Here is a 21395-nt window from a genome sequence, read left to right as displayed (position 1 = left end):
ACCACTACACTTTAGCTCCCATCGACGGGGTACCGAATGATTGAAACACTGCTGAGTCATTCCAACGGCTTGGAGAGGCTGATGAAACTCGCTGTAGAGGGATTGTCGTTATCAGAAAAGGTGGTCGTTGTCATTGAAGACGACCCTACGCTTCAGACCCTCTTGGAGAATATTTTGATCGAGTTGGGCGCCGTCTGCGATGCTTTTGATAACGCCGAAGATGCCTTGATTCACCTGATGGGGCTCAAAAGCGAATGTTCGCTGATCGTTGTCGATCACGGAGTTCCTGGGAGCATCAAAGGTATGGAGTTCATTTCCATGGCCCACGAAAGGTGGCCTGGTCTACCCGCTATTCTCACTTCGGGCTTTCAGCTTGATGCGTCCCAGGTCACACCACCCGTCACTTATCTGTTCAAGCCATGGTCGATAGACGAACTCACAGCAGCTATCGACCAGGCGCTTCACGCTGCCAATGTGCCCATAACTTTCCCGCCGCTCGACCAAAAAGATAGCTAGCGCTGCAGGTCATCCCGAGCAGCTTCATCAGCGTGCCGCTCACGAGGAGCTTGGTGGTGGGGAGCGCATTCACTGCCCATCGCCTGATACTCCTTACGAAGTTTATGGATTTCTCGATTATCGAGCGCTTCGAGATCGAGTACCGATTGCTCTGCAGATTTCGTCGCACGGATCAGTTCGTCGAGCTTCACGTGGATGATGTCGTTGTCCCGGTTTTGGGTGTTTTGAATTAGGAAAACCATCAGGAACGTGATGATAGTGGTCGACGTATTAACGATGAGTTGCCAGGTATCGTTGTAGTGAAACCAGGGCCCGGATGCAGCCCACATGGCAATCAACACCACAGCGATTAAAAAGGTGCTCGGTTTACCGGCATGGTTGGCGAGCCATTGGCAGAACTGTGCGAATTTCATAACGGAGTCTCCACTGCGATCTATGGGGTTAGACCGCAGAGGAGCGCCGAAATCTTTTTTTACATTTCCCGGCGTGTTGGGTGAGTCCACTAAGCGCAGCGGAACGACGTGGCGTGCCGGAAAGTCAAAAAAATACTTGCAAACTTTCCCAAGGCTCCTGCGCAAATGACCTTCATCGTTTGGTTCGCCATGCTGGGCGCAGTCTTGCTACTGCTCGCGCTCTCATCCTCCTACCTGCGCTGGATCCCTGTGACCTCGTCTGTAGTGTGCCTTGCCTTGGGTATTGGCCTGGGTACATCGGGGCTGGGTTTTCTTCAGTTGGACTTGAGCAAGTCGAGCGGGTGGATGGAACACCTCACAGAGGTCGCGGTATTGTTTTCGCTGTTCTTTAGTGGGTTGAAATTGCGCCTGCCCTTGCACAATCGCCGATGGTGCACCGCCTTTTTTCTAGCGGGGCCGGTGATGTTGATCTGCATTAGTGGGGTAACGCTGGTGCTGCATTACGGCCTGAGCTTGGGGTGGGGAGTCTCGCTACTGATCGCGGCGATCCTCGCACCCACTGACCCCGTGCTCGCAACATTGGTGCAGGTGGTTGATGCCCGGGACGATGATCTTGTCCGTTTCAGCTTGTCGGGTGAGGCAGGGCTTAACGACGGTGTGGCGTTTCCATTCGTCATCCTCGGCCTGTTCCTGCAACAGGACAATGACCAGGCCTGGCTCAGTGAATGGTTGCTCAAGGACATGCTGTGGGCAGTAACAGCAGGCCTGTTGCTTGGCTACTGGATGGGGCGTGGACTGGGCAAGCTCTCGCTGTTCTTGCGTCTGCGCAACGACGACAGCAACGTGTCGCCCAATGACTATCTGGCCCTTGCCCTGATTGCGTTGGCTTACGTGAGCGCCGAGTCGATACAGGCTTACGGGTTCCTCGCGGTGTTCGCTGCGGGCCTGGGCTTACGGCAGGCGGAGGTTCAGACCGCCAATAGCCCAGAAGAGCCGGCTGCTGAACATCTGGTACAGCCTGTGGTTGATCATCAGCACGTTGCGCCGGAGCTAGCCGTCAAAGGCGATGTGAAAGGGCTCGACGACTCGCAGGTAGCAGCGGGGATCATGTTGGGTGACATGCTGGCTTTCGGTAGCCTGATTGAGCGGGCAATGGAAGTATTTCTGGTGACCATGCTCGGGGTAGTGCTCATTGAGCATTGGGACTGGCGTGCAGTGCTGATTGCCGGCGCTTTGTTTTTTGTCATTCGCCCCATCAGTATCCTGCTGTTCCCTGCTCGAGGAATGCTAGATATCCGCCAACGCGGACTTTTAGGGTGGTTTGGCATCCGAGGTATCGGCAGCTTCTACTACCTGTTCTATGCCCTCAATCATGGACTGCTTCCCACCTCGGCCGCGCAGAGCATCAACCTGGTGCTGTCAGTGGTGGCGTTGAGCATTCTGCTGCATGGGTTGAGTGTCCAGCCGCTCCTTGCGAGATACGAAGCGTGGAAGGACAGGGTTTCCTGATGGCTGTTCAACAGAAAAGTGCCAGGGCAGCTATCGCCCTGGCACTGAATCACCGCCAGTTAGCGGTTTTCGCTACCGCGACCGCCGCCGTGGCTGTTCTGCCCGCCTTTACGGCCCGCCTCGGAGGCACGCTCACGGTCGTTGGCAAAGTTGCCGCCTGAGCTCTGCCCGCCTTTGCGACCCGCCTCCGACGCTTTCTCGCGATCATTGGCAAAATTGCCAGGATTGTTCTGAGCAGTACCACCTTGATGGCCACGATTGGTTTGGTTGTTAGCCATGATCTTTCACCTCATGTCGTCACACAGGAAAGTCTGTGTTCAACTCGGACGTCGGGGCGCGGGGTATTTACTCCGTGGGTTTTGGCCCAGGCCGACGGGTTGCGCGAAAGAACCGGTGCAGTCGTCTTTGGCGTCATCAAGCTTTGTTCGCGAATGTTTTGGAAGGATTATGCGGCTGCGGGAAGGGAGGGACATCCAGATCTTTGCCGCCTTCCAGCAAGACGTAGCAGCATGCCATCACTACAACATCTTTAGCGTTTCAAGAAATTCACTCCAACTTGAGTTAGTGTCATCCATTCCCATCCGTGAGCGGATCTATAACGGGACGACCACCTAGACACATCCATGCCGCTGACACCGCTCTACTGAACCTCTGCAATCTTCGTGACTCAACCCTCCATCAGCCTGTGAGGTCTCCTCATGCGAAAGTTCGAGAAAAACCTCTCCGCCGCCCAATTGCTGAAGCTCAACTGTTTGGTGATCTGGTATCGGCTGCTTGAAGACAGGGCATTGCGCATGGACTCCCCGGACGACTATCACGAGGAGTTGCTTCGCCAGGCCGATGAGATGGATCGTCGAGGGTTTATCTCCTGGCAGGAATGGCGTGATCTTCGTCTGGAGGCTGATGCTGCTTACCTGAGAGCGGTAGCTGGGGAGGATTATCGCCCGGGTAATTTCACGAGTTCGTCAGCAGAGGAGGGATGGAACGTGATCTCGCAATGAAATCACGCCCACTCCTCGGTACGCAGACCACCTCTAGTTATCCCTGCGTTATGAATGTGTGATTGTGAAACCTACAAGGAGACGCTCAGGGCCGAGGTAATACTTCCCGTCTTGAAAGAAGCCTGGAAACTGATGTGCCCGCTCCACGTTTCCCACGCGATAACGTTCACCTGATTTCATGCCTGTCGCTTGATCGATCATCTTGCAAACCTCTGTAGATGGCGCTCAGAAATGTCAGCCTTTGCTGTGCTCGTCAGAAGTGGGGCCAGTGCCTCGTTTGATACCTCGCGGGCCTGCAACGCCCCAGATTCCCAGGCCAACCAGCGGTAATGCCAAGATCAGCAGGGCCCAGGCTGCTTTGACTGCATCTGACTTGTCGCTTCTGAAGATGCTGACGATGGCCCACAGATCGATGAGTAGAAGGATTGCCGCCACGGCAATCCAGAAGTAGCTGGCGAGACCGTTCATGCGCTTGCCTCCTTTACACGTAGTCAGGGCCCAAGGTGCCCGCCGCTGCGCCTGGCACGAGGATGACCTTGCGGCAGTCGTCCTGCTTCTGATCGAACATCTTGTAGCCCATGGGCGCTTCTTCGAGGGCCAGGCGGTGAGTGACGATCAGTTCCGGTTGCAGGCGACCTGCTTCGATGTGCTGCAGCAGTTCGGGCAGGTATTTCTGCACATGGGTCTGGCCCATCTTGAAGGTAAGCCCCTTGTCGAAGGCATCGCCGAACATGAAGGCGTGGATGAAACCAGCGTACACACCCGGCACGCTGACAACCCCACCGCGTCGAACCGCAGCAATGCTCTGGCGCAGCGCCTTGCCACTACTGCCTTCGATCTTCAACGCCGTCATTACCGTTTCGGCAGTGCTACCTTTGGCCTCGAAACCGACCGCATCGATCACCGCATCGACGCCGCGCATGCCTGGCGTCTGGCGGATGATGCTGTCTGCAGGATCGTCGTCCCGCTCGAAGTTGATGGCTATGACTCCGTAGGCCTCTTGGGCATAGGCCAGGCGGTAGTCATTATCATCGACCATGAAGATGGTCTGAGCGCCAAGCATTCGAGCACAGGCGGCGCTTAGCAAGCCCACTGGCCCGGCGCCATAGATCGCTACTGACGAACCCTGGCCGATTTCGGCATTGATGACTGCCTGCCAGGCGGTGGGCAGAATGTCCGAGAGGAACAGCACCTTGTCATCGCCCAGGTTGGTGGGCACTTTGAACGGGCCGACATTGCCCTTGGGCACCCTGACGTAGTCCGCTTGGCCGCCAGGGATACCGCCATAGAGATGGCTGTATCCGAACAAAGCGGCGCCCGGCGGAATGCCTTTCTTGTTGATGATCGCACCACGACCTGTGTTGGTGGTTTCACAAGCAGCAAACAGATCGTGCTGGCAGAAGAAACAGCTGCCGCAAGCAATCACGAATGGAATTACTACGCGATCGCCGATCTGGAGATTGGTAACGGCACTGCCGGTGTCCTCGACGATGCCCATAAACTCATGTCCGAAGATATCGCCAGCTTCGGTTTCTGGAATTTTGCCTCGATAAAGATGCAAGTCGGAGCCGCATATCGCTGTGGCGGTGACCCTGAGGATGATGTCGTCTTCTTGCTCGATGATGGGATCAGGGACATTATCGACCCTGACGTCGTTTGCTCCGTGGTAGGTCAGTGCTCTCATGGGTGTCAGCTCCTGCAGCAGCATATTTCCGTGATAGGTATGCAGAGGAAGCCATGACAGATGGCAAAGTTCAGACCAACATGTCCGGTGGTACTTAAACTGATTCTCGATGCCCACCATCTCCAGCTGAACAATCCTGGTCACACCGGTATCGAACTATCTTGAGCCCGTGCGAAAGAGCCAGGCTGATTAAGCGAGGGCGTGGCGAAGTACGACACGATGTTGGCATTCATGGTGTTCGCTGCCTCCCGTCCTGAGGTGCTTGCGCAGGTACAAGCTCTGACAGACGCGGTGGCATTGGAGGCTGGCGAAGCACTCCCGGATCTGCGTGAAACCATGGCCGTACAGATCCTCAGTGCTGAAGCCAAGGCCCAGCTCAAAACCCTGGCCAACTTCGTTGAGGTGATTTTGGGCAAGGCCGTCATCGAGCCCGATGCGCCATCCAATGCCGATGTCTCCAGCCTTGAAAAATACAACCGGATGCGCGATTTCGACGCGTCACCTGAGCCGTCTGGAAATCGTAAGCAGTCGAGCAGGAAGATTCAGGCCTTACCCCATCGACCCGACACTGAGGTTCTCCGAGGACTTCACCGAGGATGTCGATGCCCTGATGAACAGCGCCTGCCGGATGAAAATGAAGGGCTGATCGGCAAGCGTCTGGGCAGCCGCTAAGGCTTACGACCACCTCCGGCCTTTGGATAGTGCGGTTCGAACAACGCGACCACCCTCTCCACGACACGACCTGCTCCATTTCGGCCAGGAAACGCTTACGGCGGGTCTGTTTGCGCTTACCGGTGTACTCGTAATCGGAGAAGCTCATCTGACTCATGGGGAAGGCTTGCTGGGGCTGAATGGCGGACTTTTCAGCACATGTCGAGTTTGTCTGTGCTGACTTGATCGGAGAATCCGTAGCTGCTGTCCCACGCTGTTTGAGCCGCCCTGCGACGCGAGATCAGCTCACCGGGTTAATGCCTGCGTCCATTATCCATCTCTCTGCCTTCTGATCCCCGATCGGAGAAACTCCGACAATGAATATCTGACATCCCCAGTTCGACGTGCTTCGTGAGCGGTAGATTTCTTATGCAAAAAATCGAGCACGTATAAGAATCGAGTCCACTTGTCAGGTAGCCAGCATCTAGCCTTCGCTGTCATTGAATAGCCCTCCCTGTTTGCTATGGTAGGAATTCTGTATGAAACCAAAGTCGAAGGAGGGCGACATGCGTATTCGCGGTGAGGTTTTTTGGAATTGGGCTGATCCAGCGCTTCATCACCGGACTCATGACGAAGAGCTGGACGATGGCACTACAATCGACGTTCAGGTCAGGCTTTCGCGCACCGGTCAGACTCAAATGTTTATCGGCGTGTACGCTTGTTCTGGGATGGCATTACACGAAGAAGCCTTCGATTCGCGACCCGGAGAATCAATGACCCGAGCTCTGGCTTGGGGGGTAGGGCGGGCAAGGCGTCTTGCTACAGATCAGCGACCTGCCGTAAAACAGGTGGCTTAAACTTCGGCTTTGGGTGGTCGCTTCGCGTCAGGGGCAGCGGCCACCGCCTTTACAAACCACAGCTATTCATCTCGGAACGAGACAGGGCAGCATCAGAGCGCTTCGTTACCCGTGAAAGATCAAGCCCTCTCGCTCCAGCAGTTTTATGTTGGTGGGCTTCAATATGATCCCCGTCAATTCATGCCCGCTGAACCACCGGCATTCCATAATTTCGTGACCTGCGCTAGGCAGCACCGAGGTTTCAACGGACATCTTGTAGAGATAGTGCTCTTCGTCATCAAAGACGTAATGACCTAGGAACTGAGCGTCGTTGAATGGCAGGTTTGTCTCCTCCTTCAGCTCTCGCTTTGCCGCATCAACATGTCCTTCTCCAGGATCGATTTTGCCGCCTGGCAGTGACCATTCGGGAGCTTCCTTGCGGACTAACAGGATCTTTCCTTTCTGCAAGCAGATCACGGTGGAATGCATTTCTCGTAGGCTGGTCATGGTAAGCCCTCCTCTGTGTACGGAAGGCCTGAAAATCACGGTGAAAGTTCATGCTAAGCGTTGGCATGACCCCTCACACCCTGCGGGTTTTGTCAGATAAGCACGCCAATACGATGATCCTGCGTTAGAGTTATAGGCCTTCCCCGGTGATGATTTTCATATGACTTGCGGTGATCAGCGTTCAGCAATCGAATCGGTCGTGACGCACGACGGACAGATTGCCACCCAGATGCGGCAAGTGGACTGGGCTGGTACCAACCTAGGTGACCCTGGGCATTGGCCGGTTCCGCTGCAGCAAGCAGTAGGCTTCTTGCTTGGCTCAGATCTGCCAACTGCAATTCTTTGGGGCGCCCACAGAACGCTGCTCTACAACGACACTTGGATTCCTGTCATGGGGCGTCGTCATCCCGGGGGGTTGGGTAAGCCTGCGCATGAGGTCTGGGTGGCAGTTTGGGGACGGGTCAGTTTGCAGCTCGATGCTGTCATGGAAAAGGCAAGCCTGCTGTTACTCTCCGATTCGGAGTTTCCGGTTCGCCTGGATCGTGAAAAGCCGTGGGCGTTCAGCCTGAGTCCTTTGCGAGCCCCAGAGGGACACATCGTTGCTGTCCTGGTGCAAGGGCAAGAAGTACAGCCGTCAGTTCTGGAACCAGTGCCCTCGCACATTACCCTAGGTCGAGATCGTCGCATGTTCGAACAGGCGCCTGGGTTCATCACCATTCTCAGAGGGCCCGATCACATTTTCGAATTCGTCAATGAGGCTTTCAGGCGTAGCTTTGGTGATCGAGATTACCTCAACCGCTCTGTACAAGAGATGTTCCCTGATCTTGAAGAGCAGGGTTATTTCTCCTGGCTGGATGAGGTGTTCAAGTCGGGCGAGCGGTTCGTTGCTACAGGCACGCCTATCTCGCTGCTCTGTGAATCAGGGATAGTTGAAACTCGTTATCTGGATTTCGTCTATGAGCCAGTCTTCGACGATACAGGGGGTGTGACCGGTATTTTTTGCGAGGGTTTTGACGTTACCAAGCGAGTGGAAACCGAGCGGGCGCTCCGAGAGGAAAGCCGAACGCTTGAGATCCTCCGAGATATCAACGCGGCGTTCGCCAGTGACCTCGATCTTGAGCGGATCGTGCAAGACCTCACGGATGCGGCAACATCGCTTACAGGGGCAGCTTATGGCTCGTACTTTGCCAATGAGGTCGACGAGAGCGGCGCGCATCTGAGACTGTATACGTTGTCGGGAGCTGAACGCTCGGTCTTCGAAAAATTGGGCCATCCTCGCGCCACCCCGTATTTGCACCCACGTTTCGAAACGAGGGCGTCGTTCGATCCTTGGACATCCTGGCCGACCCTCGCTACGGCCAATTCGAGCCGCATCGTGGGATGCCCAAAGGGCATTTGCCAGTGCGCAGTTACCTCGCAATTTCAGTCGTATCGAGAACAGGCGATGTCTTAGGGGGGCTGTTTTTTGGTCATCCCGAACCGGGAAAATTTACAGAGCGGCATGAACGGCTGGTAGTTGCCCTTGCCGCCCAGGCCGCAGTGGCTATCGACAACGCGCAACTTTATCGCCAGGTGCAGCATGCCAAGGCCACCTTGGAAGAGCGGGTCGCTCAACGCACAGACGAGCTCTCGGAGGCGAACGAAGCCCTGCGTCAGGCGCAGAAAATGGAAGCGCTGGGGCAGTTGACGGGCGGAATTGCCCACGACTTCAACAATATTCTGGCAGCGATACTGGGAAGCGCTGATCTGCTGTCCCGACGATTGAAACAGGGTAAGTGGGAGGGTACCGAGCGCCTGCTTGAGGGTATTCAAGTAAGCGCCAAGCGAGCAGCGTCGCTGACCCAGCGCCTGCTCGCATTCTCGCGACGGCAGACGCTTGATCCTCACCCTACGGACATCAATGTACTCATCGGCGATCTGGTCGACCTGATCAACCGCTCGGTTGGGCCGGCCATTACGGTCATCACGCAGCTAGAGCCGAATCTTGGGTTGGCCCGGATTGACCCCGCCCAGTTGGAGAGTTCGCTGCTCAACTTGGCGATCAACGCTCGTGATGCGATGCCCGAGGGTCGTGGTGCGATCTCCATCACCACGCAGACAATCGAGCTCAACGACCTGATGGCAACTCGTGCCGACCTACCTGCTGGAGAATACATCGCTATATCTGTTACTGACTCTGGAAGCGGAATCTCCCAAGAGAACATCAAGCGGATATTTGACCCGTTCTTCACCACCAAGCCGCAGGGCCAGGGCACCGGATTAGGGCTCTCCATGGTGCACGGTTTCGTACTGCAGTCAGGCGGCTGCGGATTCCACGCGCACTTGGACACCCATTCCACGAACACTTGGACAGTGATTCCACGCTGACTTGGACACTCATTCCACGGTCACTTGGACACTGATTCCACGAGCATTTGGACAGTGATTTTCCACTGACCCAGCCCATGCTCAGGCAGGCAGCGACGCAGGATTATTCACTACCATTGAATCGCCCCTGGTTTCGTAGACACCTCCAAGCCTCATAATGAGGCCCAAATAGGAGGTGCCATGAGTCGTCAGCGTTACCCCGAAGAATTCAAGATCGAAGCGGTCAAGCAAGTGACCGAGAAAGGCAAACCCGTCGCCGATGTCGCCCAGCGCCTGGGCGTGTCCGTGCATAGCCTTTACGCCTGGATCAAGGTCTACAGCAAGCCCCAAGAGCAGCGTCAGCAAGACGACGATCAGCAGGCCGAACTGCGCAAGCTGCGCGCTGAACTCAAGCGCGTGACGGAAGAGCGAGACATCTTAAAAAAGGCCGCCGCGTACTTTGCCAAGGAGTGCGGCTGAAGTACGCCTTCATCAAGAAGCACTCGACTGATTACCCGGTGCGGCGCCTTTGCCAAACCCTCAAGGTGCACCCCAGCGGCTACTACGCCTGGCTGGCCGAGCCTCAATCTGCCCGAGCAAAAGAAGATCAACGTCTGCTTGGCTTGATCAAACACGCTTGGCTAGAAAGCGGAGGTGTATACGGCTACCGCAAAATTCACGATGACCTACGTGAGCTGGGAGAGGAATGCGGACGAAATCGAGTCGGGCGCTTGATGCAGGCGGAGGGGCTGCGTTCGCAAACGGGCTATCGGCGGCGTCCAGGGTTTTACGGTGGAAAACCAACAGTGGCCTCGCCCAACCACCTCGCGCGGCAGTTCAAGGTCAGTGAGCCGAACAAGGTCTGGGTGACAGATATCACTTACATCCGCACCTATGAAGGATGGCTCTATCTGGCGGTAGTGCTGGATCTGTTCTCACGCCAAGTAATTGGTTGGTCAATGAAGCCAAGGATGTGCAGCGACCTGGCTATCGACGCAATGTTGATGGCTGTGTGGCGACGCAAGCCACAGCAGCAAGTGATGATTCACTCAGATCAAGGTAGTCAGTTCAGTAGCTCAGATTGGCAAAGCTTCTTGAAGGCTAACAATGTAATCAGCAGCATGAGCCGGCGGGGAAACTGCCACGACAATGCCGTAGCCGAGAGCTTTTTCCAGCTTTTGAAGCGGGAGCGAATCCGACGAAAGATCTACACAACCCGTGAAGAAGCCCGAAGTGATATTTTCGATTACATCGAAATGTTCTATAACCCTAAACGCCGACACAGCAGTGCTATGCAGCTGTCTCCAATAGAATATGAGAAACGCTATTTCCTGAGCTTGGAGAGTGTCTAGGAAACCAGGGGCGATTCATGAGTAGGTGACCTGAGGTTTAGGACAAAATTAGTACAAAACCCAGGCCGGTTTGGGCCGCTGCAGACCATTTATTTCAGGGCCTCCTCCCGAATTTAGCGGTCTGGAGCGGCCTGGGAAGGAACCTTACAGGGTTCAAATCCCTTCTTCACCGCCACATTCTACGAAAAGCCCCCGCGCTGAACAGCCCGGGGGCTTTTTGTTTCAAGGCCCACAGGGCCGGCTGCACAGCCCCTGTGGCAGCGGGCATGCCGGCGATGGGCCGCAAGCGGCCCTGAATATCAGAAGCTGACCGAAGCTGACAGCCGGGCAGTGCGCGGCGCGCCCTGGAACAGGTAGTTGTCCCCCAGGTAGTCGCCCACATCACGCCAGTAACGCTTGTCGAACAGGTTGTCCACCGTCAGCCGCAGGACAGTGTCATACCCGCCGACCCGCGTGCGGTAGCGGCTGCCTACATCGAATACCGTGTACCCACCAACCGCCACATTCCCCGCCTGGCTCGCATACTTGCTGGCGCTGTAGCGTGCGCCGCCCAGCAACGCCAGCCCTGCGACCGGCAGGGTGTATTCGGCGTGCAGGGCTGCGCGCAAGCGTGGCACGTTGATCGCCTGGTGCCCTTCATAGTCGGGCGTGCCGCTGTCCTGCACCCGCGCCCGAATGGCCGCTGCGCTGGCTTGCACCTGCAGCCTGCGGGTCAGCCAGCCGCTGGCACCCAGTTCCAGGCCGATGTTCTTCTGCTGGCCTTGCGGCACGTAAGTGAAGCTGCCGGCGCCGTCGGGGCGCGCATACTGGTAGGCCTGGCGAATCTGAAACAGCGCGGCGCTGAGGCTCAGCGCCTGCCAGTCGTGCTTGAGGCCCAGCTCCAGCTGGTGTGACGTTGTCGGCGCGAGGATTTCGGCGGCGTTGCTGGCGAACCAGGGCGCCGTCCCGCCAGCAGACAACCCCTTGGCGTAGCTGGCATACACGGTGGTCTCCGGCTGCGGCTTGTAGATGAGCGCAGCATTGGGCAGCAGCTGGTATTGGCGGGTATGGCGCCCGGCAACGCCGGTCTCGTCCCAGGTCTGTTCGTCCAGGCGTACCTCACGGGCACCCAGCACGGTTTGCCAATGCTCGTTGAAACGGATGCTGTCGCTGACGAACAGGCCGTACTGGCGGCTGTCCAGGCGGCGCTGGCTGGCGCCAAGCGGCTGGTCGGACGGCTCGAAAGCCGGGGCCCCGGTGTCGATGTTGCCGGTACCCAGCCACGCGTTGTAATACGGGCGCTGGTCCAGCGTACGCCGCTGGGCGCTGCTGCCCACGGTCAGTTCGTGGCCCACCCCCAAGCCATCGAAGCGCCCGGTGAGCAAGGCCTGGGCCTCGTCGGTGCGGCGGGTGTCGTCTGGGCTGCGGTAGTCGTAGATGTCGTAATCACCCGTGCTGCCGAAGTACGCGCCTTCACTCGAGCCCCAGGCAAACGCACTGTAGTCATCGATCACCACTTTGCTGCGCGAAGCGCTCAGGGTGCCGGTCCAGTTGTCGTTGAAGCGGTACTCGAAGCGCCCGCTCAGGTTCAGCGAGTCGGTCTGCACCGGCTTTGCCCAGTGCTGGTAGGCCAGCCGATCATCCGGGTCGATGCCGTGCGGCAATGCGCTGCCGCCGAGCAACTGGTAACCGGGCACCGAGCGCTGTTCGCGGTGCTGGTATTCAGCGTCCAGCTGCAGGGTGGCGTCGGGGCTGATCTGCCAGTCGAAGGCCAGCGAGGCGAAGTCGCGCTGGCCATCAGCATGGTCGACGTACGAGCGCAGGTCTTCATGGGCCAGGTTGGCGCGCAGGCCGAACTGCTGTTCGCTGCCAAACCAGCCGCCAAGGTCGGTGGCCAGGTAGCGCTCGCCCTGTTCGTTGGTCGACAGCGTAAGGCTGCGCACCGCTTCAGCGCGCTTGGTCACGTAGTTGATCAAGCCGCCGGGGGCCGCTACGCCGCTCTGAAGCCCGGACAGCCCCTTGAGCAGTTCCACCTGCTGCTTGTTCTCCAGGGCCACGCTCTGTTCGCCGGCGATGGTCTGGCCGTTGATGCGGTAGCTGCTGGCCGCGTTCAGCGCAAAGCCCCGCACATTGAAGTTTTCGTAGTAACCGATGGGGGCATAGCTTTCGCCAACCGACGCGTCGCTTTGCAGCACCTGGCTGAGCATGCGCACCTGGCGGTCTTCCAGCAGTGGCTGGCTGAACACACTGATCGAAGCCGGGGTGTCGAGCAGAGGGGCGGGCTGGAAGCCACCCACTGCAGCCTCGCTGGCCTGGTAGCCGTCGTTGGCGTAGGTATCGACGACCTGCACCGGGGCCAGCAGCACGCTGCCCTGGGCGAGCACGACAGGGCACTGCAAGGCCAGGCCCAGGCCGAGCAGGCTCAGGGGCAGGCGGGGAGGACGCGGGGGCATGCGGGGGCTCCTGAAGGCGCGACAGGCCGGCAAAAAGGCGGCATCTTACCAGCCGCCTTGACCCCAAGACGATTCACGCGTTGCGCCACGCTGTCAGGCAGATGCGCCTGGCCGTTGTGCTGGCGCCAGTTGCCGTCGATTGTCGACCAGGTATCGCTGCCTGTAACAGGCGCCTAGGCCGCCCCGGCGGAGGTGCGAGCTTCGGTTTTACGCGCGGCAAGCAGCCATGCCAGCAATGCCAGGGCGCCGATGACCAACCCTGCCGCGACGATGCCCAGCCAGCCTTGGCGCTGGTACAGCTGCGTGCCTAACAAAGAGCCTAGCGCCCCGCCAATGAAGTAGCAGGTGATATACCCGGCGTTGAGCCGGGTACGCGCTTCGGGCCGCAGGGCGATCACGGCGTTCTGGTTGCTCACGTGGACCAGTTGCACCGCCAGGTCGAGCATCAGCACGCCCAGCAGCAAGGCCAGCAGTGACTGTTGGGCAAACCCCAGCGGCACCCACGACAGCAGCAGTACCACCAGGCCCACGGTGGTGCCCAGCTGGCCCTTGCCCCGGTCGGCCAGGCGCCCGGCCCAGTTGGCCGACAGTGCACCGGCTGCACCCGCCAGGCCGAACAGGCCGATCACCGCATCTGAATAATGGTAAGGAGGGTTTGCCAGCAGGAATGCCAACGGTGTCCAGAACAGGGCGAACAGGCTGAATGCCAGCAGGCCCAGCAGCGAGCGCAGGCGCAGTACCGGCTCTTCCAGGAACAGGCGGAACACCGAGCCGATCAGCGCCGGGTACTTCAGCCCGGCATGGCTGTGGTGTTGCGGCAGGCTGCGGTACAGCGCCACGGCGGTGATCGCCATCAGCACGGCGGCCAGCACATAGATGCTGCGCCAGCCGCCCAGTTCGGCCATGAAGCCGGCCGCGGTGCGCGCCAGCAGAATGCCCAGCAGCAGCCCGCTCATCAGTGTGCCGACCGCACGGCCGCGCTGCTGCGGCTCGCTCAGCGAGGCAGCCATGGGCACCAGAATTTGTGCCACTACCGAGAACAGGCCGGTCAACGCCGTACCGAGGATCAGCCATGGCAGGCCAGGGGCACAGGCGCTGATGACCAGGCCGAGGGTGGCGATGACGGTCATCACGGTGATCAGCCGACGCTGCTCGAACAGGTCGCCTAGCGGTGCCAGCAGCAACAGGCCGGCGCCATAGCTGAGCTGCGCGGCAATCACGATGCTGCCGGCGCTGGCGGTGCTCAGGCCGAATTGCTGGGCAATGCTGTGCAACAGCGGCTGGGCATAGTAGTTGCTGGCCACGGCCAGGCCGGTGGCGGTGGCCATCAGCAGGATCAGGGTGCGGCTGAGAGTAGGGGCGGGCATGTGTTTCTCGTAGCGGGCAGGAGCAAGAGGGGGATTATCGGCAAGCACAGGGCACGGCACCAATGCATTTGCGGGGGCGGGTGGCGCTCGATCTACAGGGTGCCGCCACACCAACGGCGCAATCAGGCGGCAAAGCCACCGTCCACCGTCAAGCTGGCCCCCGTGATATACCCCGCTTCAGGCCCGGCCAGGTAGGCCACGAAGCTGGCAATCTCGTCCGCTTCGCCATACCGCCCGATTGCCATCAGCGGGATCAGGCTTTCGGCGAATTCGCCGCTGGCCGGGTTCATGTCGGTGTCCACCGGCCCTGGTTGCACGTTGTTCACGGTAATGCCCTGCGGCCCCAGGTCGCGCGCCATGCCGCGGGTCAGGCCGACCAGCGCCGACTTGCTCATGGCATAAGGCGCGCCGCCGGCAAACGGCATGCGCTCGGCATTGGTGCTGCCAATGTTGATGATGCGCCCGCCCTGGCGCATGTACCGCGCTGCGGCCTGGCTGGCGACAAAGACACTGCGTACGTTCACCGCCAACGTGCGATCGAAATCGGCGAGGTCGAATTCGGTCAGCGGCGCGACCGTCAGTACCCCGGCATTGTTGACCAGGATATCCAGCCGGCCGAAGGCCTTCACGGTGTCGTCCACGGCCAGCTGCACGGCGGCGGCATCGGCGCTGTCGGCGCGCAGGGCCAGGGCCTTGCCGCCGTTGTCGCCGATTTCCCGTGCCAGGTCTTCTGCCGGCCCGGCAGAGCTGACATAGGTGAAGGCCACTTGCGCACCCTCGCGGGCCAGGCGCCGCACGATAGCCGCGCCAATACCCCGGGAACCGCCCTGTACCAGGGCCACCTTGCCTTCGAGTGTAAGTTGCTTGGACATGTTGATCTCCTGCTGTAAGCCAGGCTGGAATGCCTTGGATAGGCGCAGTATCGGCGCTCGATTACCTGCTGATAAGATGGCAATCACTATAAGCAGAGTAAACCTTTGGTTGCCAATCATGGCCATGGAATCGTTCAACGCGTTGGAATGCTTCATCCGCAGTGCCGAGGTGGGCAGCTTTGCCGAAGCGGCCAGGGGCTTGCGCATTACGCCCGCTGCCGTGGGCAAGCACGTTGCGCAGTTGGAGGCGCGCCTGGGGGTGCGGTTGTTCCAGCGTAGTACCCGCAAGCTGACCTTGACCGAAGCAGGGCAGCGTTTTCTTGGCGAGGTGAGCGACAGCTTTCGCACCATCCAGTATGCGGTGGCTAACCTGGCCAGTGCCGAAGGGCAACCGGCCGGGCTGCTGCGGGTCAGCATGGGCACGGTGTTCGGGCGTTTGTACGTGCTGCCCTTGCTGGGCGAATTTCTGCGCCGCTACCCCGCCATTACCCCGGACTGGCATTTCGATAACCGCCAGGTCGACCTGATCGGCCAGGGCTTCGATGCGGCCATTGGTGGTGGTTTTGAACTGCCGCCGGGGGTGGTGGCGCGCAAGTTGACCCCGGCGCACCGGGTGCTGGTGGCCGCGCCGGCGTACCTGCAGCGGCATGCGCAGATTGCTGAGCCGCCCGTGTTGCAGCGCCATGACGGCATTCTTATCCGCTCGCCGCAGACCGGGCGGGTGCGCTCGTGGCCGTTGACCAGCCGCTGGCAGGTACAGCAGCCATTGCTGTTGCGCCAGGCCATGACCATGAGCGATTCGGACGCTGCCTGCGCGGTGGCCGAGCAGGGGCTGGGGATTGCGCTGGTGAGTTTGCCGTTCGCGGTGCCCTACCTGCAGGCCGGTCGGTTGCAGCGGGTGTTGCCGGACTGGTATGTGGACGATGGGCATATCAGCCTGTATTTCGCCGAGCACAAGCTGTTGCCGGGCAAGACCCGTGCATTCGTCGATTTCATCGTCGAGCAGTTCACTGAGCAGGGTCTTGCCGGGCGTTTCGATGCCCTGCACCGTTTGTAGGCGTGCGCGGCCTGTTCAGGCAACATCAACGATGAACAGTACCTGCGCCCCCAGGCTCACCTCATCATCCACCCGCTTACCCAGCAATACTTGCCCCAGCGGCGAGCGCGGCGTGATCACTGTCACCAGCCCGTCTGCTGCGGCAATCTTCAGGCCGGCAGCCTCAGGCCCCAGAAACACCCGGCGTTGTTCGCCAGTTTCATCCTCCAGGGTCACCAGGTTGCTCACCTGCACCCCGCGCGCTGGGTCGTAGTCGCGCAGCAGCAGTTGCTGGTAGATCAGCAGCGCCTGGCGGATTTGCGCACTGCGTCGGGCTTGCCCGGTGGCCAGGTACGAGGCCTCCAGGCCCAGGGTGTCGTACTTGTTCTCGGCGATGTTCTCTTCCGCCGTGGCGGCTTCATAGGCGGTTTGGGCCGCACGGGTCAGCACGTCCAGGTCATGTTCCAGGGTGGCGACGATCTGTGCCAGCAGGTGGTGCTTGCGCGTGGTCAATAACAGAACTCCAGCACGTTGGCCTGGCTTTTGTCGGTAGGTGCAGTGCGATTCTGTTGCAGCCAGAACTGGCACTTGGGGCTGTTCAGGTTGCGCGGGTTACCCTGCGCAGCCTCAGCGGCCTGTTGTTGTTCCTGTTGCTGCAGCATGTGCTTGTAGCGCTCGAACATTTCAGCTTGCGCGTCGGCCGGTTGCACCGGTGCCGGTGCCGGTGCTGGTGCCACGGCCGGGGCCGCGGCTTGCCGCTCGGGCGGGAGCGGCCACAGTTGCTGCGCCAGCCACAGGCTAAGGGCAATCGCCATTGCGCCAAGCCATAGGCCCAAAGCCACGCACAGTATCAACTGCAACGGCTTCAGGGTGATGGTCAATTCACGGCGGCGGGGCATGGCGGCCTCCTTGGCAAAGTGGGCGGGGTGCATTGTCGCATGCTGTCGGGCAGAATCCGCGTTTTTACGCAAGTTAAAGGGAACGGCGCATGAAAGCCACCTGGGACATCTTCTGCAGCGTGGTCGACAACTACGGCGATATTGGCGTGACCTGGCGCCTGGCCCGGCAGTTGGTGGCCGAGCATGGCCTGGCGGTGCGCCTGTGGGTGGATGATCTCAACGCCTTCACGCCGATGTGCCCCGGCGCCGACGCCAACGCGGCGCAGCAGTGGCAGCAGGGTGTGGAGGTACGCCAGTGGCCGGCGGCCTGGTTGCCGGTAGCGCCTGCCGATGTGGTGATCGGTGCCTTCGCCTGCCAGTTGCCAGCGGCTTATGTCGAGGCCATGCGGGTCTGCCCCCGGCCACCCCTGTGGTTGAACCTTGAATACCTCAGTGCCGAGGATTGGGTAGCGGGTTGCCATGGTCTGCCGTCGCCGCAGGCAAATGGGTTGCGCAAAGTGTTCTTCTTCCCCGGCTTCACCGAAAACACCGGTGGCCTGCTGCGCGAGGCTGAGCTGCTGGCCCGGCGCGACGCGTTGCAACAGTCGGCTGCTGCCCGGCAGGCGTTCCTGCAGGGGTTGGCTGTAAGCCCAGCGCCCGGGGCTCTGCTGATTAGCCTGTTCGCCTATGAAAACCCGCAACTGGGCAACTGGCTCGATGCCTTGGCTGCCGGTGACCAAGCCTGCCACCTGCTGGTGCCGCAAGGCCGTGTGGTCGCCGGCCTCAGCCACTGGCTCGGCGAGGCGCCGCTGCAGGTCGGGCAGGTGCGCACGCGTGGTGCGCTGACCGTGCAGGTGTTGCCGTTCGTCAGCCAGGATGATTTCGATCGGCTGCTGTGGTGCTGCGACTTCAATGCGGTGCGGGGCGAGGATTCGTTCGTGCGGGCGCAGTGGGCCGGGCAGCCCATGCTGTGGCACATCTACGTGCAGGACGAGAATGCTCACTGGGAAAAGCTCGAAGCGTTTCTGGCGCTTTATCGACGCGGCTTGTCAACCGATGCCGGCGCCGCGTTGCTGGGCCTGTGGCGGGCCTGGAACATGGACCAGGACATGGGCCAGGCCTGGCAGGCAGCCCGCCGGCATTGGCCGGAACTGCAGCAGCACGCCCGGTGCTGGGCGGCGCAACAGGCCGCTCAGCCGGACCTTGCCACGGCGCTAGTACACTTTTATGGAAATTCGCTATGATATGCGGCCTCGATTTTTATAAATCCATCCAGATTCGGATACTTCGTAATGAAAACTGGTAAAGAACTGAAACCCGGTACCGTGCTGCGCATCGACAACGACCCGTGGCTGGTTCAAAAAGCTGAGTTCACCAAGTCGGGCCGTAACAGCGCGATCATGAAGACCAAGCTGAAGAACCTGCTGACCGGCTACAAGACCGAAACCGTATACGGTGCAGACGACAAGCTGGACGACGTGATCCTGGACCGCAAAGAAGCGACCCTGTCGTTCATCAGCGGTGATTCGTACACCTTCATGGACACCAGCGACTACACCATGTACGAGCTGAACGAAGAAGACATCGAAGCTGTTCTGCCTTACATCGAAGAAGGCATGGAAGACGTCTGCGAAGCCGTGTTCTTCGAAGGCCGCCTGGTATCGGTTGAACTGCCGACCACCATCAGCCGTCAGGTTGTCTACACCGAGAACGCTGCGCGCGGCGACACCTCGGGCAAGGTCATGAAGCCTGCCAAATTGAAGAACGGTACCGAGATTTCGGTTGCTGACTTCATCCAGATCGACGAGTGGATCGACATCGACACCCGCGACAACAGCTTCAAGGGCCGTTCCAAGAAGTAATGCTTCTTGTGAAAGGCAAAAAACCCGGCTTCGGCCGGGTTTTTTTGTGTCTGCCAAGTGTGCATCACTGCACCTGCAGGGCAGGTTTAGACGGCTACGTGCAGCCGTACATCCACATTACCGCGGGTGGCGTTGGAGTACGGGCACACCTTGTGCGCCTTTTCCACCAGCGCTTCGGCGTCGGCCTGGGCCAGGCCGGGCAGGTTGATGTGCAGATCGATGTCCAGGCCGAAACCGCCCGGAATCTGGCCAATCCCCACCTTGGCGGTGATCGAAGCATCGGCCGGCAAAGCTTTTTTCTCTTGCCCTGCCACGAACTTCAAGGCGCCGATGAAGCACGCCGAGTAGCCGGCGGCAAACATCTGCTCAGGGTTGGTGCCGTCACCGCCAGCCCCACCCAGCTCTTTCGGGGTGCTCAGCTTGACGTCCAGCTTGCCGTCGCTGGAACGGGATTTACCGTCGCGCCCACCGGTGGAGGTAGCTTCTGCGATGTACAGCGGAGTGACCTTTTGCATCTTGAGCCTCGCTAATGCGCTGTGCGCTCCCGTTAGCGGGAGGACGCGGGTTGGTGTGGAATTTAAATTAGCGCGCAATTAGTTAGCGCGCAAGATAAATATTCACCGCTCAGCCGAACGGCCATTGCCCAGCATAGCCGCTAAAGGTTTTTCTGCAGGTTCTCGCGCAGGTCCAGCAACTCGGCCTGCAACTGCTGCAACTGCTCAAGGCTGCGACCGCTGGCCTTGAGGATGCACTGCGGCACTTCCTTTGCCCGCTGCTGCAGGGCGCGGCCTTTGTCGGTGAGTTGCACCAGTACCACCCGTTCGTCCTCGCGGCTGCGGTTGCGCTGTAACAGGCCTTCGCTTTCCAGGCGCTTGAGCAGCGGGGTCAGTGAGCCCGGGTCGGTCAGCAGGTGCTGGCTGATTTCACCCACGGTCAGGCCGTCATGCTCCCACAGCACGAGCATGGCCAGGTATTGCGGGTAGGTCAGACCCAGGGCCTGCAGCAGCGGTTTATAGACCTTGGTCATCAGCAACGAGGTGGAATGCAGGGCGAAACAGACCTGGTTGTCCAGCAGCAGCTCGTCACAGGAAGCTTGGGTGTCGGCGTTCATGCACGTCCTTGAAGGTAATCAATGGGAAATCCTGGCACGTTGAGCGTCACTGCACGCATCACTCGCGCAGTCCGCTGCGCAGGGCCAGGTCCCAGGGTGGAATCGGACTGAAGCGGCTCTTGAGAAATTCGAGCAGCAAACGGCTGCGAGAGTTCGTTTCATGTTCCAGGCGTAGCGCGTAAATGCCGCTGCTTTCAGCCTGGGGCAGGCCTGCGTCACAAAACAGTGGCACCAGTTCGCCGCGCAGCAGGTACTCGCTGATCAGCCAGGTGGGCAAATGGGCGATGCCCAGGCCCGCCAGCGCACCGAACAACAGGGTTTCGGCGTTGTTGGCGGCCATGCGCATGCGGGCCGGGCGGTAAAGGCGGGTTTGCCCGGCGACCTCGAAACGCCACGCGTACGGGGGTGCCAGGCCGTCCCAATCCAGGCCATCATGGCCGGGCAGTTCGCTGGGGCAGCTGGGCATGCCGCGGCTGGCCAGGTAGGTGGGGCTGGCGCAGGCAATGCGCACCATGTAGGCCAGTGGCGTGGCGACCAGGCGGGTATCGGCCAACGGGCCGGCACGCAACACCAGGTCCACTTCGCCCAGGTGGCTGCCATGCAGGTCGACAAAGCTGTCGATCAGGCGCAGCTGCACGTCCAGGCCCGGGTAGGCCAGCAGGAAGTCGGCAATGGCCGGGGCCAGGTGGCGGCGGCCGAACGCGGCGGGGGCGTCGATGCGGATCAGCCCTTCCGGAGCATTGCTCAGCGACACTGCCTCGGCACGGGCCAGGCGCAGTTCCTCGATGATGCGCTTGGCCCGCTCGGCAAAGGCGTGGCCCGCCGGGGTGGCGCGCACGGCATGGGTGCTGCGGGTAAACAGGCGGCTGCCCACGGCGGCTTCGAGGGCGTCAATGCGCCGCGCCACCGCAGACGGGGTCAGCGGGTAGCGGCGGGCGGCGGCAGAAAAACTGCCGCTTTGCAGCACGTCCAGGAACAGGCTTAGCTGCTCGGTGAGAGTATCGGGGCTCATGGTTGCCTTG

At 59.9% G+C, this 21395-nt stretch carries 24 protein-coding genes and 1 pseudogene; 11 read left to right on the top strand and 14 right to left on the bottom strand.

All coding sequences use genetic code 11. The features are described 5' to 3' along the window. Positions 1 to 81 precede the first annotated feature (81 nt). Positions 82 to 516, top strand: a complete 435-nt coding sequence (locus AACG97_RS20575) for a response regulator (protein ID WP_033690298.1) — start codon at positions 82 to 84, stop codon at positions 514 to 516. On the opposite strand, the gene AACG97_RS20570 is transcribed toward AACG97_RS20575, so the two are convergent. After that, positions 513 to 929 (bottom strand): low affinity iron permease family protein, encoded by a 417-nt coding sequence (locus AACG97_RS20570; RefSeq protein WP_009682371.1) that lies wholly within the window; start codon positions 927 to 929, stop codon positions 513 to 515. The genes AACG97_RS20575 and AACG97_RS20570 overlap by 4 nt on opposite strands. Before the next feature lie 165 nt (positions 930 to 1094). Between AACG97_RS20570 and AACG97_RS20565 the strand changes: the two genes are divergently transcribed. Next, positions 1095 to 2438 carry a cation:proton antiporter gene (locus tag AACG97_RS20565; protein ID WP_047150242.1) on the top strand — a complete coding sequence of 448 codons (1344 nt, stop codon included), beginning with the start codon at positions 1095 to 1097 and terminating at the stop codon, positions 2436 to 2438. 59 nt (positions 2439 to 2497) lie between these two features. Here the strand turns inward: AACG97_RS20565 and AACG97_RS20560 are convergent, their stop codons facing one another. Then, positions 2498 to 2716: a general stress protein gene (locus tag AACG97_RS20560; RefSeq protein ID WP_004573951.1), complete on the bottom strand. Its 219-nt coding sequence runs from the start codon at positions 2714 to 2716 to the stop codon at positions 2498 to 2500. A 420-nt stretch (positions 2717 to 3136) separates the two neighbouring features. Here AACG97_RS20560 and AACG97_RS20555 point away from each other — a divergent pair, with 420 nt between their 5' ends. Then, a complete protein-coding gene (locus tag AACG97_RS20555) occupies positions 3137 to 3439 on the top strand; it encodes a hypothetical protein (RefSeq protein WP_009682375.1) in 303 nt (100 codons plus the stop codon). Positions 3440 to 3673: 234 nt separating this feature from the next. Here the strand turns inward: AACG97_RS20555 and AACG97_RS20550 are convergent, their stop codons facing one another. Continuing rightward, on the bottom strand, positions 3674 to 3907 hold the full coding sequence (locus AACG97_RS20550) for a PLDc N-terminal domain-containing protein (protein WP_009682376.1): 234 nt from the start codon (positions 3905 to 3907) through the stop codon (positions 3674 to 3676). Positions 3908 to 3920: 13 nt separating this feature from the next. Further along, on the bottom strand, positions 3921 to 5123 hold the full coding sequence (locus AACG97_RS20545; protein WP_033690300.1) for a zinc-dependent alcohol dehydrogenase: 1203 nt from the start codon (positions 5121 to 5123) through the stop codon (positions 3921 to 3923). A 201-nt stretch (positions 5124 to 5324) separates the two neighbouring features. Here AACG97_RS20545 and AACG97_RS20540 point away from each other — a divergent pair, with 201 nt between their 5' ends. After that, the gene (locus AACG97_RS20540) at positions 5325 to 5795 is read left to right on the top strand and encodes a hypothetical protein (protein WP_033690299.1); all 471 of its coding nucleotides are present in this window, start codon (positions 5325 to 5327) and stop codon (positions 5793 to 5795) included. On the opposite strand, the pseudogene AACG97_RS20535 reads toward AACG97_RS20540, so the two are convergent. Next, a pseudogene (locus tag AACG97_RS20535) lies at positions 5795 to 5952 on the bottom strand (IS5/IS1182 family transposase); the annotation flags it as partial. The gene AACG97_RS20540 and the pseudogene AACG97_RS20535 overlap by 1 nt on opposite strands. Before the next feature lie 388 nt (positions 5953 to 6340). On the opposite strand from AACG97_RS20535, the gene AACG97_RS20530 reads away from it, so the two are divergent. Further along, on the top strand, positions 6341 to 6631 hold the full coding sequence (locus AACG97_RS20530) for a hypothetical protein (RefSeq protein ID WP_084728222.1): 291 nt from the start codon (positions 6341 to 6343) through the stop codon (positions 6629 to 6631). 105 nt (positions 6632 to 6736) lie between these two features. Here AACG97_RS20530 and AACG97_RS20525 read toward each other — a convergent pair whose 3' ends face one another. Then, a complete protein-coding gene (locus AACG97_RS20525; protein WP_009682380.1) occupies positions 6737 to 7117 on the bottom strand; it encodes an NUDIX domain-containing protein in 381 nt (126 codons plus the stop codon). A 160-nt stretch (positions 7118 to 7277) separates the two neighbouring features. On the opposite strand from AACG97_RS20525, the gene AACG97_RS20520 reads away from it, so the two are divergent. From AACG97_RS20520 to AACG97_RS20510, 3 genes are all read left to right on the top strand, one after another. Further along, on the top strand, positions 7278 to 8570 hold the full coding sequence (locus tag AACG97_RS20520; protein ID WP_009682381.1) for a PAS domain-containing protein: 1293 nt from the start codon (positions 7278 to 7280) through the stop codon (positions 8568 to 8570). Further along, positions 8498 to 9484, top strand: coding sequence for an ATP-binding protein (locus tag AACG97_RS20515; protein ID WP_232555145.1), 987 nt, complete (start codon positions 8498 to 8500; stop codon positions 9482 to 9484). The genes AACG97_RS20520 and AACG97_RS20515 overlap by 73 nt, the downstream gene beginning before the upstream one ends. 180 nt (positions 9485 to 9664) lie before the next feature. Then, a protein-coding gene (locus AACG97_RS20510) for an IS3 family transposase (RefSeq protein ID WP_182275479.1) occupies positions 9665 to 10815 on the top strand; the annotation gives its coding sequence in 2 pieces (ribosomal slippage) (positions 9665 to 9899 and positions 9899 to 10815; 1152 coding nt in all). Positions 10816 to 11114: 299 nt separating this feature from the next. Here the strand turns inward: AACG97_RS20510 and AACG97_RS20505 are convergent. The 3 genes from AACG97_RS20505 to AACG97_RS20495 form a co-directional block, all read right to left on the bottom strand. Next, positions 11115 to 13247 carry a TonB-dependent siderophore receptor gene (locus AACG97_RS20505; protein ID WP_232554932.1) on the bottom strand — a complete coding sequence of 711 codons (2133 nt, stop codon included), beginning with the start codon at positions 13245 to 13247 and terminating at the stop codon, positions 11115 to 11117. Positions 13248 to 13420: 173 nt separating this feature from the next. Continuing rightward, the gene (locus AACG97_RS20500) at positions 13421 to 14614 is read right to left on the bottom strand and encodes an MFS transporter (RefSeq protein WP_110679949.1); all 1194 of its coding nucleotides are present in this window, start codon (positions 14612 to 14614) and stop codon (positions 13421 to 13423) included. A 122-nt stretch (positions 14615 to 14736) separates the two neighbouring features. Beyond that, positions 14737 to 15486 (bottom strand): 3-oxoacyl-ACP reductase family protein, encoded by a 750-nt coding sequence (locus AACG97_RS20495; RefSeq protein ID WP_225786001.1) that lies wholly within the window; start codon positions 15484 to 15486, stop codon positions 14737 to 14739. A gap of 118 nt (positions 15487 to 15604) precedes the next feature. Here AACG97_RS20495 and AACG97_RS20490 point away from each other — a divergent pair, with 118 nt between their 5' ends. Continuing rightward, positions 15605 to 16543 carry a LysR family transcriptional regulator gene (locus AACG97_RS20490; RefSeq protein ID WP_197886110.1) on the top strand — a complete coding sequence of 313 codons (939 nt, stop codon included), beginning with the start codon at positions 15605 to 15607 and terminating at the stop codon, positions 16541 to 16543. A gap of 15 nt (positions 16544 to 16558) precedes the next feature. Here the strand turns inward: AACG97_RS20490 and AACG97_RS20485 are convergent, their stop codons facing one another. Next, positions 16559 to 17035, bottom strand: coding sequence for a GreA/GreB family elongation factor (locus AACG97_RS20485; RefSeq protein ID WP_115294552.1), 477 nt, complete (start codon positions 17033 to 17035; stop codon positions 16559 to 16561). Continuing rightward, positions 17032 to 17421 carry a hypothetical protein gene (locus AACG97_RS20480; RefSeq protein WP_115294551.1) on the bottom strand — a complete coding sequence of 130 codons (390 nt, stop codon included), beginning with the start codon at positions 17419 to 17421 and terminating at the stop codon, positions 17032 to 17034. Before AACG97_RS20480 ends, AACG97_RS20485 begins: the two co-directional genes overlap by 4 nt. 89 nt (positions 17422 to 17510) lie before the next feature. On the opposite strand from AACG97_RS20480, the gene earP reads away from it, so the two are divergent. Continuing rightward, positions 17511 to 18644 (top strand): elongation factor P maturation arginine rhamnosyltransferase EarP, encoded by a 1134-nt coding sequence (earP, locus tag AACG97_RS20475; protein ID WP_054881224.1) that lies wholly within the window; start codon positions 17511 to 17513, stop codon positions 18642 to 18644. Between the two features lie 48 nt (positions 18645 to 18692). Then, positions 18693 to 19262, top strand: coding sequence for an elongation factor P (efp, locus tag AACG97_RS20470; RefSeq protein ID WP_009685223.1), 570 nt, complete (start codon positions 18693 to 18695; stop codon positions 19260 to 19262). An 86-nt stretch (positions 19263 to 19348) separates the two neighbouring features. Here the strand turns inward: efp and AACG97_RS20465 are convergent, their stop codons facing one another. The 3 genes from AACG97_RS20465 to AACG97_RS20455 all read right to left on the bottom strand — a co-directional run bounded on the left by AACG97_RS20465 (position 19349) and on the right by AACG97_RS20455 (position 21385). Further along, a complete protein-coding gene (locus AACG97_RS20465) occupies positions 19349 to 19777 on the bottom strand; it encodes an organic hydroperoxide resistance protein (protein ID WP_009685224.1) in 429 nt (142 codons plus the stop codon). A 140-nt stretch (positions 19778 to 19917) separates the two neighbouring features. Then, positions 19918 to 20373 (bottom strand): MarR family winged helix-turn-helix transcriptional regulator, encoded by a 456-nt coding sequence (locus tag AACG97_RS20460; RefSeq protein WP_009685225.1) that lies wholly within the window; start codon positions 20371 to 20373, stop codon positions 19918 to 19920. A gap of 58 nt (positions 20374 to 20431) precedes the next feature. After that, a complete protein-coding gene (locus AACG97_RS20455) occupies positions 20432 to 21385 on the bottom strand; it encodes a LysR family transcriptional regulator (protein WP_115294549.1) in 954 nt (317 codons plus the stop codon). Positions 21386 to 21395: the final 10 nt, after the last annotated feature.

This window comes from Pseudomonas sp. Nvir, from assembly GCF_963778085.1.
Classification (GTDB): domain Bacteria; phylum Pseudomonadota; class Gammaproteobacteria; order Pseudomonadales; family Pseudomonadaceae; genus Aquipseudomonas; species Aquipseudomonas juntendi.
The sequence above is the reverse complement of the archived record's forward strand: the minus strand, read 5'-3'. Positions and strand labels throughout refer to the sequence as shown.

Coding starts and splice junctions, on each gene's coding strand:
- efp (WP_009685223.1), top strand. CDS start 18,693: ATGAAAACTGGTAAAGAACTGAAACCCGGTACCGTGCTGCGCATCGAC.
- AACG97_RS20570 (WP_009682371.1), bottom strand. CDS start 929: ATGAAATTCGCACAGTTCTGCCAATGGCTCGCCAACCATGCCGGTAAA.
- AACG97_RS20505 (WP_232554932.1), bottom strand. CDS start 13,247: ATGCCCCCGCGTCCTCCCCGCCTGCCCCTGAGCCTGCTCGGCCTGGGC.
- AACG97_RS20565 (WP_047150242.1), top strand. CDS start 1,095: ATGACCTTCATCGTTTGGTTCGCCATGCTGGGCGCAGTCTTGCTACTG.
- AACG97_RS20545 (WP_033690300.1), bottom strand. CDS start 5,123: ATGAGAGCACTGACCTACCACGGAGCAAACGACGTCAGGGTCGATAAT.
- earP (WP_054881224.1), top strand. CDS start 17,511: ATGAAAGCCACCTGGGACATCTTCTGCAGCGTGGTCGACAACTACGGC.
- AACG97_RS20520 (WP_009682381.1), top strand. CDS start 7,278: ATGACTTGCGGTGATCAGCGTTCAGCAATCGAATCGGTCGTGACGCAC.
- AACG97_RS20555 (WP_009682375.1), top strand. CDS start 3,137: ATGCGAAAGTTCGAGAAAAACCTCTCCGCCGCCCAATTGCTGAAGCTC.
- AACG97_RS20455 (WP_115294549.1), bottom strand. CDS start 21,385: ATGAGCCCCGATACTCTCACCGAGCAGCTAAGCCTGTTCCTGGACGTG.
- AACG97_RS20500 (WP_110679949.1), bottom strand. CDS start 14,614: ATGCCCGCCCCTACTCTCAGCCGCACCCTGATCCTGCTGATGGCCACC.
- AACG97_RS20465 (WP_009685224.1), bottom strand. CDS start 19,777: ATGCAAAAGGTCACTCCGCTGTACATCGCAGAAGCTACCTCCACCGGT.
- AACG97_RS20575 (WP_033690298.1), top strand. CDS start 82: ATGAAACTCGCTGTAGAGGGATTGTCGTTATCAGAAAAGGTGGTCGTT.
- AACG97_RS20460 (WP_009685225.1), bottom strand. CDS start 20,373: ATGAACGCCGACACCCAAGCTTCCTGTGACGAGCTGCTGCTGGACAAC.
- AACG97_RS20515 (WP_232555145.1), top strand. CDS start 8,498: ATGCCCAAAGGGCATTTGCCAGTGCGCAGTTACCTCGCAATTTCAGTC.
- AACG97_RS20560 (WP_004573951.1), bottom strand. CDS start 2,716: ATGGCTAACAACCAAACCAATCGTGGCCATCAAGGTGGTACTGCTCAG.
- AACG97_RS20490 (WP_197886110.1), top strand. CDS start 15,605: ATGGCCATGGAATCGTTCAACGCGTTGGAATGCTTCATCCGCAGTGCC.
- AACG97_RS20525 (WP_009682380.1), bottom strand. CDS start 7,117: ATGACCAGCCTACGAGAAATGCATTCCACCGTGATCTGCTTGCAGAAA.
- AACG97_RS20550 (WP_009682376.1), bottom strand. CDS start 3,907: ATGAACGGTCTCGCCAGCTACTTCTGGATTGCCGTGGCGGCAATCCTT.
- AACG97_RS20530 (WP_084728222.1), top strand. CDS start 6,341: ATGCGTATTCGCGGTGAGGTTTTTTGGAATTGGGCTGATCCAGCGCTT.
- AACG97_RS20495 (WP_225786001.1), bottom strand. CDS start 15,486: ATGTCCAAGCAACTTACACTCGAAGGCAAGGTGGCCCTGGTACAGGGC.
- AACG97_RS20480 (WP_115294551.1), bottom strand. CDS start 17,421: ATGCCCCGCCGCCGTGAATTGACCATCACCCTGAAGCCGTTGCAGTTG.